The 13,545-nt window shown below is 62.8% G+C and carries 11 protein-coding genes; 6 read left to right on the top strand and 5 right to left on the bottom strand.

Features of this window, described 5'->3' with window-relative positions; translation table 11 throughout:
• Nucleotides 1–35: 35 nt before the first annotated feature.
• Both J3E64_RS04580 and J3E64_RS04585 read left to right on the top strand, forming a co-directional pair.
• A complete protein-coding gene (locus tag J3E64_RS04580; RefSeq protein WP_253340319.1) occupies nt 36–1,181 on the top strand; it encodes an aldose epimerase family protein in 1,146 nt (381 codons plus the stop codon).
• 25 nt (nt 1,182–1,206) lie between these two features.
• The gene (locus tag J3E64_RS04585; RefSeq protein WP_253340321.1) at nt 1,207–3,012 is read left to right on the top strand and encodes an IlvD/Edd family dehydratase; all 1,806 of its coding nucleotides are present in this window, start codon (nt 1,207–1,209) and stop codon (nt 3,010–3,012) included.
• 126 nt (nt 3,013–3,138) lie between these two features.
• Here J3E64_RS04585 and J3E64_RS04590 read toward each other — a convergent pair whose 3' ends face one another.
• From J3E64_RS04590 to J3E64_RS04610, 5 genes are all read right to left on the bottom strand, one after another.
• Nucleotides 3,139–4,668: an alpha-N-arabinofuranosidase gene (locus J3E64_RS04590; protein WP_253340323.1), complete on the bottom strand. Its 1,530-nt coding sequence runs from the start codon at nt 4,666–4,668 to the stop codon at nt 3,139–3,141.
• A gap of 22 nt (nt 4,669–4,690) precedes the next feature.
• Nucleotides 4,691–5,614 (bottom strand): Gfo/Idh/MocA family protein, encoded by a 924-nt coding sequence (locus tag J3E64_RS04595; protein ID WP_253340325.1) that lies wholly within the window; start codon nt 5,612–5,614, stop codon nt 4,691–4,693.
• Nucleotides 5,611–6,597 carry an AraD1 family protein gene (gene araD1 / locus J3E64_RS04600; protein ID WP_253340972.1) on the bottom strand — a complete coding sequence of 329 codons (987 nt, stop codon included), beginning with the start codon at nt 6,595–6,597 and terminating at the stop codon, nt 5,611–5,613. The genes J3E64_RS04595 and araD1 overlap by 4 nt, the downstream gene beginning before the upstream one ends.
• A 28-nt stretch (nt 6,598–6,625) precedes the next feature.
• Entirely contained in the window at nt 6,626–8,203 is a 1,578-nt protein-coding gene (locus tag J3E64_RS04605; protein ID WP_253340328.1) for an aldehyde dehydrogenase (NADP(+)), read from the bottom strand.
• 123 nt (nt 8,204–8,326) lie between these two features.
• Nucleotides 8,327–9,103: a FadR/GntR family transcriptional regulator gene (locus tag J3E64_RS04610; protein ID WP_253340330.1), complete on the bottom strand. Its 777-nt coding sequence runs from the start codon at nt 9,101–9,103 to the stop codon at nt 8,327–8,329.
• Nucleotides 9,104–9,285: 182 nt separating this feature from the next.
• On the opposite strand from J3E64_RS04610, the gene J3E64_RS04615 reads away from it, so the two are divergent.
• The 4 genes from J3E64_RS04615 (at nt 9,286) to J3E64_RS04630 (ending at nt 13,501) form a co-directional block, all read left to right on the top strand.
• On the top strand, nt 9,286–10,488 hold the full coding sequence (locus J3E64_RS04615) for a cation:proton antiporter (RefSeq protein ID WP_253340974.1): 1,203 nt from the start codon (nt 9,286–9,288) through the stop codon (nt 10,486–10,488).
• A gap of 146 nt (nt 10,489–10,634) precedes the next feature.
• On the top strand, nt 10,635–11,786 hold the full coding sequence (locus J3E64_RS04620) for a fumarylacetoacetate hydrolase family protein (protein WP_253340332.1): 1,152 nt from the start codon (nt 10,635–10,637) through the stop codon (nt 11,784–11,786).
• Between the two features lie 54 nt (nt 11,787–11,840).
• Entirely contained in the window at nt 11,841–12,623 is a 783-nt protein-coding gene (locus J3E64_RS04625; protein WP_253340334.1) for an SDR family NAD(P)-dependent oxidoreductase, read from the top strand.
• Complete coding sequence (locus J3E64_RS04630) at nt 12,620–13,501, top strand: SMP-30/gluconolactonase/LRE family protein (RefSeq protein WP_253340336.1); 882 nt, start codon at nt 12,620–12,622, stop codon at nt 13,499–13,501. Before J3E64_RS04625 ends, J3E64_RS04630 begins: the two co-directional genes overlap by 4 nt.
• The last annotated feature ends 44 nt before the right edge of the window (nt 13,502–13,545 follow it).

Here is a 13,545-nt window from a genome sequence, read left to right on the forward strand (position 1 = left end):
GTCTGAGTATATTGAGCGACCCCGGAGAGGCTTCTATGACGGCAACACTCGGCACTATTGGGAAGGTAGCGATCGCAATGACCGTCGGCATCGCCTCTCCCACGCTCGCCGCCACCGCGAGCAAGCAGACCTTCGGGTCGCTCGCCGACGGTACGCGGGTCGAACGCATCACCCTGACCAACGCCAACGGCGTATCGGCCGGCGTGATTACGCTGGGTGCTACGCTCCAGTCGCTGATAGTGCCGGACCGCGACGGCAAGCCGGGCGATGTCGTCCTAGGCCACGACACGGCCCAGGAATATCTGGTCAAACCGCAATTCTTCGGCGTCAGCGTCGGACGTTATGCCAATCGTATCGCCAGGGGGCGCTTCAGCCTCGACGGAAAGGAATATGTGCTCGAAACCAATGACGGCCCCAACCATCTTCACGGCGGCTTCAATGGATTCGACAAGCGTATATGGACGGTCGAGTCGCTGACGAGCGGTTCCGAGGCGCGGGTGGTGCTGCGCTATGTCAGTCCCGACGGCGAAGGCGGTTATCCCGGCACGCTGACATCCACCGTGACCTATGCGCTCAATGAGAAGAACGAGCTTTCGATCGAATATCGCGCCACGACGAACAAGCCGACGATCGTCAACCTGACCAATCATGCCTATTTCGACCTGTCGGCCGGCACCGCACCGGGCGGCGTGATGGACCACAAGCTGACGCTGCAGGCCGAGCGCTATACGCCCGTGGATGCAACGCTTATTCCGACCGGAGAACGGCGGGCGGTCGCCGGGACGCCCTTTGACTTCCGCCAACCCACGGCCATCGGTGCGCGCGTGCGCGACGGCCGCGATGACCAGATCCGCACCGGAACGGGCTATGATCATAATTTCATCGTCAACGGCACGGCAGGAACATTGCGTCCCGCGGCCCGGCTCGAAGATCCACTGTCGGGGCGCGTGATGGACATGCTCGTCACCGCGCCGGGCTTGCAATTTTATTCAGGCAATTTTCTCGACGGCAGCGTCGCAGGGAGGAACGGCCGCATCTACCGCCAGGGCGACGGGCTGTGCCTGGAACCGCAGGTGTTTCCCGACGCCCCGAACAAGCCCGATTTCCCGTCGGCGCGGCTCGATCCCGGGCAAACCTACGTGAACAAGATGGTTTTCCGCTTTTCCTCATCCGGCAAATGACCGGCCCAGAAGGTTTCCGCAGAACATGACAGACGATATTTCCCACGAGCGACCCAAGCTTCGTTCGCGCGCCTGGTTCGACGACCCAACCAACACAGACATGACGGCGCTCTACCTGGAGCGCTACATGAATTTCGGCCTGTCACTCGAGGAACTTCAGTCGGGCAAGCCGATCATCGGCATTGCGCAGACCGGCAGCGACCTGTCGCCTTGCAACCGCCATCACATCGTGCTCGCCGAGCGTGTGCGCGAAGGCATTCGCGAGGCAGGCGGCATCGCGATCGAATTTCCCGTCCACCCGATTCAGGAAACGGGCAAGCGCCCGACGGCCGGGCTCGATCGCAATCTCGCCTACATGGCGCTGGTCGAGGTGCTGTTCGGCTATCCGCTCGACGGTGTGGTCCTGACCATCGGCTGCGACAAGACGACCCCGGCCTGCCTGATGGCGGCGGCGACGGTCAACATTCCCGCGATCGCCCTGTCGGTCGGCCCGATGCTGAACGGCTGGCACAAGGGCGAGCGCACCGGGTCGGGCACGATCGTGTGGAAGGCGCGTGAGATGCTGGCGGCGGGCGAGATCGACTATAAGGGTTTCATCAAGCTCGTAGCCTCCTCCGCGCCGTCGACCGGCTATTGCAACACCATGGGCACCGCGACGACGATGAACTCGCTGGCCGAGGCGCTGGGCATGTCGCTGCCGGGATCGGCGGCGATCCCCGCGCCCTATCGCGACCGTCAGGAGTGCGCCTATCGCACTGGCCTCCAGATCGTCGAGATGGTCGCCACCGACCGCAAGCCGAGCGACGTGATGACGCGCGACGCTTTCATCAACGCGATCCGAGTCAATTCGGCTATCGGCGGCTCGACCAACGCACCCATTCACCTGAACGCAATCGCGCGCCATCTGGGGTTGGAGCTTTCGGTCGACGACTGGCAGACGTTCGGCCGCGAGGTGCCGTTGCTCGTCAATCTCCAGCCAGCGGGCGAATATCTGGGCGAGGATTATTACCGCGCGGGCGGCGTGCCCGCCGTGGTCTCCGAACTGATGAAACAGGGGCTGATCGAGGAAGGCGCGCTCACGGTCAACGGACGGACCATCGGGGAGAATTGCCAGGACGCGATCATTGAGGACGAGCGGGTGATCCGCCCGTTCGGCCAGGCGCTGAAACCCGCGGCCGGTTTCTCGGTGCTGCGCGGCAATCTGTTCGACAGCGCCATCATGAAGCTCTCGGTGATCTCGCCGGAATTTCGCGAACGTTACCTGTCTAACCCCGAAGACCCCGACGCATTCGAGGGTCCGGTCGTGGTGTTCGACGGCCCCGAGGACTATCACGACCGCATCGACAATCCTGCGCTCGGAATCGATGCGAGCACATTGCTTATCCTGCGCGGCGCAGGACCGGTCGGCTTTCCCGGCGCGGCCGAGGTCGTGAACATGCGGCCGCCGGCCTATCTCCTCAAGGCGGGGATCCACGCCCTTCCCTGCATCGGCGACGGAAGACAGTCCGGCACCTCCGGCAGTCCGTCCATTCTCAACGCCTCTCCCGAAGCGGCGGTGAACGGCGGACTGGCGCTGTTGAAGACCGGCGACCGGGTCCGCATCGACCTGCGCAAGGGCGAGGCCAACGTGCTGATTTCAGACGAAGAGTTGGCCCGGCGGCGGTCGGAGCTTGAGGCGGCCGGTGGCTATAGCTACCCAGCGCACCAGACGCCCTGGCAGGAAATGCAGCGCGCCGCCGTCGGCCAGATCGAGACAGGCGCCGTGCTGGAACCGGCCGTAAAATATCAGAAGCTCGCGCAGACCATCGGTGTGCCCCGCCATAATCATTGATACGAGCTGCACAGGGCCGCGTGTAGATATATACGCGGTCCATTAATGGGGCCCGGCGTTTGTTCGTCGGGCCCCCTTTTTGTTCAGTCACCGACCAAAGGACGAATCCGGTCGAACGCAGCGATCCTAGTCCACCGCGACGACGGCAATCGACTTCGCGGGGAGGTCGAACACCAGCTTGCCGCCCACGATCTTGCCCGAATAGCTGACCGGCTTGATCGCATCCGGCTTTTGAAAGCTGTTGTGCGCGTCCATCGTGGCGCCCGTGAGCACCCGGCCCGTCGCCTTGCCGGATAGATTGGTTGTGACCCGCATCGCCTTGTGGGGATCGACATTCACCAGCGACAGCCAGAGCTTGCCGTCGGTCCCGCGCGCCGCCGAAACGTCGACCGAGGGAATGCTGACCTCGCCCAGCACATAAGGGGGGGCTGCCACGGTCGCCGGATAGGGCGTCGCCCCCTGGAAGGGCACATACATGTCGAACAGATGATAAGTGGGGGTGAGGACCATCTTTTCCTTGTCGGTGAGGATCATCGCCTGAAGCACATTCACCATCTGCGCGATATTCGCGATCTTCACCCGGTCGGTGTGCCGATGGAAAATATTGAGCGTCAGAGCCGCGACCTCCGCATCGCGCAGGCTGTTCTGCTGATAGAGGAAACCCGGCGTTGAACCCGGTTCCTGATCATACCAGGTGCCCCATTCATCGACCGCCAGGATCACCTTCTTTTCGGGATCATATTTGTCCATGATGGCGCTGTGCCGCGTAACCAGTTCGTCCATGGCCCGCGCGTTCCGGAGCGTGCTCGCCCATTCCGCTTCGGCAAAGCCCGTCGCCTGCCCCTTCGTCGCCCAGTCCTTGGGGATGGTGTAATAATGGAGGCTGATCGCTTCCACTTGCGTCCCGGCACGCTGCATCAAGACTTCTGTCCAATTATAATCGTCGGCATTCGCGCCACTCGCCACCCGCACCGTACCGGGCGCATGAAGCCCGGCATAGGAGCTGAAGCGGCGCACGAGATCGGCTGCATATTCGACGCGCATCTGGCCACCGCAGCCCCAGCTTTCATTGCCGATGCCGACATATTTGACCGACCAGGGCTTGTCCCGGCCATTGGCGCGGCGTTCCTGCGCCATGGCGGAGGCGCCGCCAGCCGTCATATATTCCATCCATCGCGCCAGTTCGCGCGGCGTGCCCGATCCCATATTGGCCGCAACATAGGCGTCGGCGCCGATCAGTTCGACGAAGTCCATGAATTCATGGGTGCCGAAGGCATTGTTTTCGGGCACGCCGCCCCAAAATTTGTTCAGGCGCATCGGGCGTTTTTCGCGCGAGCCGATCCCGTCGCGCCAATCATAATCATCGGCGAAACAGCCGCCCGGCCAGCGCACCATCGGCACCTTGATCTTGCGGAGCGCCTCGACGACGTCGGTACGATAGCCTCTGACGTTGGGAATATCGGAATCGGGACCGACCCAGACACCTTCATAGACGCCGCGCCCCAGATGTTCGGCAAATTGGCCATAGACGGCGCGCTCGATCTTCGGCCCCGGCTTGCCGATGTCGACCGTGACCTTCACATCGACTTGCGCTTGCGCGCCGGTTGCCATGATCATGGCGGAGGCCGCGAGCACGGCGCGATCCAGAAACTTCATTTTTCCCTCCCTGATTGCCGCTTCATATCCAGTCGAACGGCTCGACGACGGTACGCCGACCGAGCAGGAAGGCATCGGCCACCAGACGGAAAGGCGTCAGGTCGATGTCGCTCCTGCCCGCGGCTATGAGCTGCGCGAAATGGCGATAAAGCCGTGGATATTCGCCTTCGTTCCCTACATCGACGGCTGCTCCATCGACCGCCATCCGCGAAGCGCCGTCGGTCAGGGTGAGAAGGCCGTGATCGGTTTCGATATCGATCATCCAGGTCTGCGGACCACGCTGGTCGAAATCGAACGCGACGCGAACCGGAACGCCGGCGCTGTCGAGATGCAGGTCGGCAGCGATCGGCGCCTGCCGGTTGGCGGGGAAGCGCAAGTCCGCCTCCTCGAGAATCAATCCGTGCGGCAACAGCCGCGTAATGACCGACAGGGCGTTGATGCCGGGGTCGAACACACCGATGCCCGGCTCCCAGATCCACTCCTGGCCCGGATGCCAGAAACGCACGTCTTCCTTCCAGTTGACGGTGACATTCCGGATCGTCCTTCCGCGCAACCAGTCAAGAGCGGGCGCCACCCCTGCGGCGGCACGCGAGTGCCAGGACGCGAAAAAGGTTCGTCCCGCCTCGGCCGCCATTCTTGCGAATGCTTCGGCTTCGCTCAGCGTCGCCGCCGGCGGCTTTTCGATCATGACGTGAAGCCCGTGTCCCAGCGCCTGCTCGACCAGCGCGAGCCGACCGCGCGGAGGGGTGCAGATCGCGATGGCCTTCACCTGCGGCATGGCGGCCATCATGGCGTCGATGTCAGGAAAGGCTGGAATCCCCTGCGGCGCCTCGTGTCCCGTCACGGCGGCGACCAGTTCGAAATCGCCGCTCTCCGCCAGCGTCGGCACATGCTGATCGCGCGCGATCTTGCCGATCCCGGCAAGCGCTATGGGCAGAGCGCTCATAGCGGCAATATGCGCGTTTGCGCCGCCTCGGCTCGGCCGAGCGGGTTGCGCAGCGGCATGCCGAACGGCGCGGCCGAAATTTCGAAGACATCGCCGTCATGCAGCGGGAAATTGTCGGTAAAGGACAAGGTCGCCGTCCCGAAGAAATGGACATGGACGTCGCCGGGGCGACAGAACAGGCCATATTTGAAATGATGATATTCCAGATTGGCGATGGAGTGGGCCATATTGAACTCACCGGTGACGAAAGGCCTTTCCCACACTGTCTCACCATCGCGCATGATGCGGCTCATGCCCTGCACATCCTCCGGCAACGGGCCGGTCAACAGCTCGGGGCCGATCGCCGCCTGGCGAAGTTTGGAATGGGCGAGCCACAGATAATTGCCGCGCTCAATCACATGGTCCGAAAATTCATTGGCGAGCGTAAAGCCCAGGCGCCGCGGCACGCCTTCGTCGTCAATGATGTAGATGCCTGCTATTTCCGGCTCTTCGCTGCCGTCCTGCGCGAAAGCGGGGGAGATGAGCGGAGCACCGGGCGGCACCAGGCAGCTGCCGTCGCCCTTGTAGAACCATTCGGGCTGAACGCCGGGTGTGCCATCAGCCGGTTTGCCGCCTTCAAGGCCCATCAGGAACATGCGCAGCGAATCGGTCATCGCGCCGGCGGCCGCAGCCTTGTGCATCTTGTCGCGGCCCTCGGCCGAGCCCAGATGTGTGAGCCCTGTTCCGGTCAGATAGAGGTGCGCCGGATCGGGATGGTCGATCGGCGGCAGGATGCGCCCCTCGTCCAACGCGAGATCAAGGTCCACCGGCTCGCCCTTGCGCGCGAGTGCGGCCTCAGCGAGCGATACGCCGTCCGCGAGCGCCCGCCGCGCCAGATCATAGCTGGTGGGCACGCCCTCCACCTCGAACGGCGCGTGCTCGCCGCACGCCGCAAGCACCCGCCCGCCGTCGACTCTACGCAACTGTACCAACCGCAATGCCATTGTCATCGTCCCGCTATCCTGCGCCACATCATTCGGCCAGAAACCGGCCGTCCAGCCGGTGCGGAAGCCCTCGCTGCGCGCCCGGCCTGAGCAGATCGGGGAGCAGGCTGGCCGGGAAGTCCTGATAGCAGACCGGGCGCAGGAAACGCTCGATTGCGCGTGTTCCGACAGAGGTGCTGCGGCCATCGGACGTGGCGGGAAACGGTCCGCCATGCACCATCGCGTGGCACACCTCGACTCCAGTGGGCCAGCCATTGGCGATCAGGCGCCCGGCCTTCTCTGCAAGCTGCGGCAGCAGGCGCGCCACCAGCGGCTCATCGGCGACAGTGAAATGGACCGTCGCGGTAAGCTGCCCTTCCAACCTTGCGATGACGCGCGCCAACGCCGCCTCGCCGGCGCAACGGACAAGGACGGACGATGCGCCGAACACTTCTTGCGACACATGGTCGTCAGCCAGGAAGTCGTCGGCCGAGGCCAAAAAAAGCGCCGCTTGCCCTTGATGCGGGCCCTGCCCTTCCCTGCCGCGCGCGAGCGGGACGACGCAGGCATTGTCGAGCAGTTGGCCGACGCCCTTTTCAAAGGCGGCATGGATGGTCGGCGTCAGCATCGTCGCAGCCGGCGCTTCAGACACGGCCTGCGCGGCCGCGGCCAGAAAGCGGTCGAGCGCCGGACTCTCCAGCGCAAGCACGAGACCGGGATTGGTGCAGAACTGACCCGCGCCCATCGTCAGCGACGCCACATAGGCCGCACCGAGCGCTTCGGCTTTCTCCTCCAGCGCCGCCGGCATCAGCAGTACGGGGTTGATCGCGCTCATTTCGGCGTAAACGGGAATCGGAACAGGGCGTGCGGCGGCGATCTTCATCAGCGCGAGGCCGCCACCCCGCGAGCCTGTGAAGCCAACCGCCCGGATGCGCGAATCGGCGACAAGCGCGGCCCCGACATCGTTCGACACCGCGTTCAGCAGGGAAAACACGCCTTCGGGCAGACCCGATGCAGCAACCGCGCGGGCGATCGCGCCCGCCACCAGTTCGGATGTCCCGGGATGCGCCGGATGTCCCTTGACGACTACCGGACAGCCCGCCGCCAGAGCGGAAGCCGTATCTCCGCCCGCCACCGAGAAGGCGAGCGGAAAGTTGGAGGCTCCGAACACCGCCACCGGACCGAGCGGCTCGTTACGCGAGCGCAGGTCGGAACGCGGCAACGGCTGCCTGTCCGGGATTGCGGGATCGACGCGCAGCCCCAGCCAGCCGCCGTCGCGCACCTCGGTCGCGAACAGGCGGAGTTGCCCCACCGTCCTGCCGCGTTCGCCGGTCAGCCGGGCGGGAGGGAGTCCGGTTTCCAGATGGGCTCGTTCCAACAGCTCATCCCCAAGCTCCTCGATATTGGCAGCGATCATCTCGAGGAAAGCCGCGCGTTCGGAAAGGGGCCGCATCGAATAGTCTCTAGCCGCCGCCTCGGCGAGCTCGCAGGCTCGACTCACATGCTCGGCGCCCGCGAGGCTGAACGGCGGCTCCAGCGGACGGCCGGTTTCGGCCTCGATTCCGCGGAATTGCTCGCGGGAAGCCAGGCGCTCCTGCCCAATGAAGAATTCGCCGGTAAGTGTCACAAGTGTCTCCCAGAGCTTCCTACCAGTCTCCGGATAATAACTCAGACATTAATATGCAAGGCGCGACATGCCCGCACACCACGGCCATCAGCCACGGCGACCACCGACATGGCGAATTGGCTGTCAATCTCTGGAAAAGGTCACCTTCCGACGTTGCGCGTCAGGCTCGGCGAGCGGCGTGATATCCTGCAATGCCAAGTTGACAAGATCGGTCATAGCGGCGCGCGCTGCACCATCATCGCCCGCCGCCACCGCATCGAACACCCGGCGATGATCGGGAATGGCATCGCGCCGCAGCGGGGCATGGCGCAGCTTGAACACCGTCGTCCAGGCTACCGCCGCACCAACTCCGCTTGTGAGGGTAATCAGGAAGGGATTGCCGGACGCATCCAGCAGCGCGGCGTGAAAATCCTGGTCTGCCTGGCGCCCCGCGTCGGTAGCCAGCGTATGCTCTTTCATAGCTTTGAGCGCGCGCTCCATCCGGAAGACCTGCTCGTCGGTTCGTCGCATCGCAGCAAGCGCCGCCGCCTCCGGTTCCACCACGCGGCGCAGTTCGAACAGGCTTTCCAACAACCTCGCGCTGGGTTCAAGTTCGAATATCCATTGCAGCACATCGGGATCGAGCATGTGCCATTTTGCGCGTGGGCTAACCTTCGTTCCCGTCTTCGGCCGTGATTCCACCAATCCTTTGGCAGACAATATCCGCAGCGCCTCGCGATAGGCCGTGCGCGAGATCTTCAACCGCTCGCTCGCCTCGATTTCGCCCAGCAGCAGTTCACCGGGCGAATAGCGCCCGGATACGATCGCGACGCCCAAATCGTGGGCCACCGACCCATGAATGCGCAATCGCTTGTCTCCCGGAGCCGAGTGTGCGCCTTTTGATGCGGTCAGATCTTCCATACTCATAGTGTAACGCTGTTCCGCGCCGAGGCAATGTCGTGCGTGGCGACAGAAGCTTGATGACCAAGCAATCCGTTTTGTACGAGAAATGGGACGATTCGCACCGAATGGTCGGTCGCCGCCATCGGTGGCCGGTGATCGGCTTTCGTTTTGGGGAGGGGGCGCAACAGATGCATGAGACCATGTCGACAACGGAAATGTTCCTTCTGGCGCTACTGATCATCTTCAGTCTGCCCTATCTTGTCTGGCGCCTGACCAGCATCGATCGGTTCGCCCCCCTGGTCGTGATGCAGATCATCGGCGGCGTAGCGCTCGGCCCCGGTGTGCTCGGCGCCGCTTTCCCGGCCTACTATGCTTTCATATTCCGCCCCGCTGTGGTGGAGACTCTCAACGGCATCGCCTGGTGGGGGGTGATGATCTTTGTCTGGATCGCAGGCCTCGAACTCGACCTGAAACAGGCATGGCAACGCCGATTGGAAACAGGCGTGTGCGCCGGATTGGCGCTGGTGGTGCCACTCGCGTTCGGATGTGCCGCCGCCATCCTCCTGCTCGCGCTGAAGGACGGATGGGGCGGACCGCTGGGCGCGCGCTGGCAAGTCGTGCTGGGCATCGGCATGGCCTGCGCCGTCACCGCTCTTCCCATTCTGGTCCTGTTTATGGAAAAACTCGAAATATTGAGGGAAGCGATGGGGCAACGCGTCCTGCGTTATGCGAGCTTGGACGACATCGCCATCTGGAGCATCCTGGCCCTAATCCTGCTTGATTGGAATCGTATCGGGCGGCAGGCCATCTTTATCATCGGCTTTGCCGCGACAGCGTGGCTCATCCGCAAAGTGACGCGGCGCTTGCCCGAATGTGATCGCTGGTACGGCGCGCTTGTTTGGCTGGCGGCTTGCGGCTTTGCTGCGGATTGGTGCGGACTGCACTTCATGGTAGGCGCATTTCTCGCGGGCGCCGTACTCGACGCGGAATGGTTCGACCAGGAACGGATGGCCCTTTTTCGCGACCATGTCCTTCTGGCCGTCATGCCGGTCTTCTTTCTGAGCACGGGATTGAAAACGAATTGGGACGCGGGCGGCTTGGCGGTTTTCGGTGCCGCAGCGCTGCTGCTACTGGCTTCGGTGAGCGGCAAAATTCTCGGCCTGAGCTTGGCGGGCAAGGTCCTGAAATGGCCGAAGGGCGAAGCGGCCCTGATCGGTTGGCTGTTACAGACAAAAGCGCTCATCATGATCATCTTTGCCAATATCTTGCTGGATCGGCAGATCATTTCGCCCGAAACCTTTACCGCCCTCTTGTTGATGGCGATAGCCAGCACAATGCTCACCATGCCGGTGGTGACGCCCAAGCTCAGACAATTGAAACACGGCGCGTCTCAGGTATTTTAGCCATGGCATGTAGCGCCAAGACTCACAGCCTGATCCACTGCCGTTATCCGTCCCATTGGCCGAAATGATCGAAATTCGCTTGACAGCGCAGCCTCTGCACGAAATGTTAGCGTTATCATAAACGTCCGGCGAGAGAGGATATACAGGTGAGCGAAGCTCCCTCAGCGACCGATTTGCTTTGCACGGACTGGCGCTCGGCCGCTTTTGTCGGACGAATCTCCACTCTTGCCGGTCCTTCACCGATCCTGATCCGCGACGGGTTGGTATACGATGTGGTAGCGACGGCGCCGACCGTAGCCGCGCTTCTGACCATGGAGCACCCTGCTGCTGCAGATGGCGAATGCCTGGGTGTACTCGACGAGCTTCTGCCCGACCTGCCCCTCCTGTCGCCAGTCGATTTGCAATGTATCAAAGCCGCCGGCGTAACCTTTGCCTTGTCAGCGGTGGAGCGCGTGATCGAGGAGAGAGCGCGCGGCGATGCTGACGCCGCTGCCGCAGTGCGCGCGAAACTGGAAGGCCGGATCGGAGGCAGCATTCGATCCGTCGCACCAGGCTCACCAGAGGCTGCCGCGCTCAAAGCGGCACTCACCGACGAGGGGCTCTGGTCACAGTATCTGGAAGTCGCGATCGGCCCCGATGCCGAGATTTTTACGAAAGCCCCGACCCTTTCCACCGTCGGCTGGGGAGCGGAAATCGGCATCCGTTCAGATTCGTCATGGAACAACCCCGAACCCGAAGTCGTCCTGGTCGTCAACCCGCATGGGCGGATCATGGGCGCCACACTGGGCAACGACGTGAACTTGCGGGATTTCGAAGGGCGTAGCGCCCTCCTGCTGGGCAAGGCAAAGGACAATAACGCGTCCTGCGCCCTCGGACCGTTCATCCGCCTGTTCGACCGAACTTTCACGATGGATGATGTGCGCGATGCGCAAGTCGAGCTTACGATTACCGGAATCGATGGGTTTCACCTGACCGGTCTCTCCTCGATGCGGGAGATCAGCCGAGATCCCGAGGAACTCGTTAGTCAGGTTCTGAGCGAGCATCAATATCCCGACGGCTTTGCGCTGATGCTCGGCACGCTGTTCGCGCCGACGCAGGACCGGGACCAGCCCGGCCGCGGCTTCACGCACAAGGTTGGAGATGTCGTGCGGATCTCCACACCGAGCCTGGGTACGTTGGTCAATCGCGTCACGACATCGAAGGCCGCCGCCCCGTGGAAGGAGGGGATCACTGCACTGATGGCGAACCTTGCCAGCCGTGGCCTGTTGCAGACGAACGGAGGGCGCGCGCATGGTTGACCCAAACCCGATCCGTCCGTTCCACCTTCCCGTTCTTGCCGGAGATCATTGTTGTTGAATATCAAATCCCCAACTGCGGAACATGCCGCCTATCCCAGCCTGGCGGACAAGCGTGTGCTTGTGACCGGCGGTGGCGCGGGCATAGGAGAAGCGCTTGTCGAGGCCTTTGCGCGTCAAGGCGCGCACGTCCTGTTTATCGACATTTTGGACGTTCCGTCGCAGACACTCGTCCAACGCCTCGCTGCCAAGGCTGCCCACGCCCCCATATATCGCCATTGCGACCTGCGTGACATTGACGCCATCAGACGCACGATCGCCCAGCTTGAAAAGGAAGTCGGTGGGGTTGACGTTCTGATCAACAATGCTGCCAACGACGACCGCCACCGCGTCAATGATGTCACGCCCGAATATTGGGACGAGCGCATTGCGATAAACCTGCGGCACCTGTTCTTCGCCGCACAGGCGGTCGTTCCGGGTATGCGGCGAGCAGGCGGCGGCGCCATCATCAACCTCGGATCGATCAGTTGGCATCTCGGGCTTGCCGACCTCGTCCTCTATCAAACTGCGAAGGCCGGGATAGAGGGTCTAACCCGGGGGTTGGCGCGTGATCTTGGACCGGACAATATTCGCGTCAACACGATCGTTCCCGGCAACGTCCAGACTCCACGTCAGCAGCAATGGTATACGGCGGAGGAGGAAAAGGAGATCGTGTCAGCCCAGTGCCTCAAGGCTCGGATCCAGCCCGAAGATGTCGCCGCACTTGCCCTGTTTCTCGCTTCCGACGATGCGCGCATGTGCACCGCCCAGCAATATTTCGTCGATGCAGGTTGGCGGTGATTACAGGTTCGGCCAAATCCGTTTGCAAGGTCGGCGCCAAACTGGGCGAAGGGCCGTGCTGGTCCGACACCGAACAAAAGCTCTGGTTTGTCGATATAAAGGATTTGAAGATCCACCGTTTTGACCCTGAGGCCAATCGCCTCGACAGCTGGGCAGCACCCGCGCAGCCCGGCTGGATTTTCCCTAGCGGAAACGGCCGGATGATGACCGGGCTGCAAAGCGGCATTCATATGTTCGATCCCTCAAGCGGTGGCTTCGAACTGCTCGTTGAACCCGAGGTGCCTGAGCTTGGCAACCGGCTCAATGACGCCGTTACCGACTCTTCGGGCGCTGTTTGGTTCGGCACCATGGACGATGGCGAGGCGCGCGCGACAGGCCGCGTCTATCGCTTCGCCGGTGGTGAAGTCGTCGCGACCGCCATTCCACCGTGCGCGATAACCAACGGTCCGGCGCTGTCGCCCGACGGAAGCATTCTCTATCATGTCGATACGCTGGGCGGAACGATCCATGCCTATTCACTTGAAAACGGGCTGCCGGTTTCGGGCCGCTGCCTCGTCGCCATCGACCCAAGTCACGGCTATCCCGACGGACCTTCCGTCGATGCCGAAGGCTGCATCTGGATCGGCCTTTTCGGCGGCTGGAAGGCACATCGCTACGCGCCGACGGGCGAGTTGCTCGCCACAATAAGCTTTCCCGTGGCCAATATCACCAAGATCGCGCTCGGGGGCGCGGATCTTTGCACCGCCTATGCGACAACCGCCCGAAAGGGGCTTTCGGCAGCCGAGCGCTTGCAGCAGCCCGATGCCGGCGACCTTTTCACATTCCAGGTCGATGTGCCGGGCCTTCCGGCGCCGAAAGCGGCACTTATCAACAGTTAGAACAAGATTGAAGCGCGGCGCCCGGACAGAATGGCGCGCGCCGA

The organism is Sphingobium sp. OAS761, from assembly GCF_024168485.1.
GTDB lineage: Bacteria > Pseudomonadota > Alphaproteobacteria > Sphingomonadales > Sphingomonadaceae > Sphingobium.

Bases quoted from the DNA above. Each gene is read 5' to 3' on its own strand.
- J3E64_RS04590 (WP_253340323.1), bottom strand. From the start codon at position 4,668: ATGAAGTTTCTGGATCGCGCCGTGCTCGCGGCCTCCGCCATGATCATG.
- J3E64_RS04580 (WP_253340319.1), top strand. From the start codon at position 36: ATGACGGCAACACTCGGCACTATTGGGAAGGTAGCGATCGCAATGACC.
- araD1 (WP_253340972.1), bottom strand. From the start codon at position 6,597: ATGGCATTGCGGTTGGTACAGTTGCGTAGAGTCGACGGCGGGCGGGTG.
- J3E64_RS04615 (WP_253340974.1), top strand. From the start codon at position 9,286: ATGTCGACAACGGAAATGTTCCTTCTGGCGCTACTGATCATCTTCAGT.
- J3E64_RS04610 (WP_253340330.1), bottom strand. From the start codon at position 9,103: ATGGAAGATCTGACCGCATCAAAAGGCGCACACTCGGCTCCGGGAGAC.
- J3E64_RS04595 (WP_253340325.1), bottom strand. From the start codon at position 5,614: ATGAGCGCTCTGCCCATAGCGCTTGCCGGGATCGGCAAGATCGCGCGC.
- J3E64_RS04585 (WP_253340321.1), top strand. From the start codon at position 1,207: ATGACAGACGATATTTCCCACGAGCGACCCAAGCTTCGTTCGCGCGCC.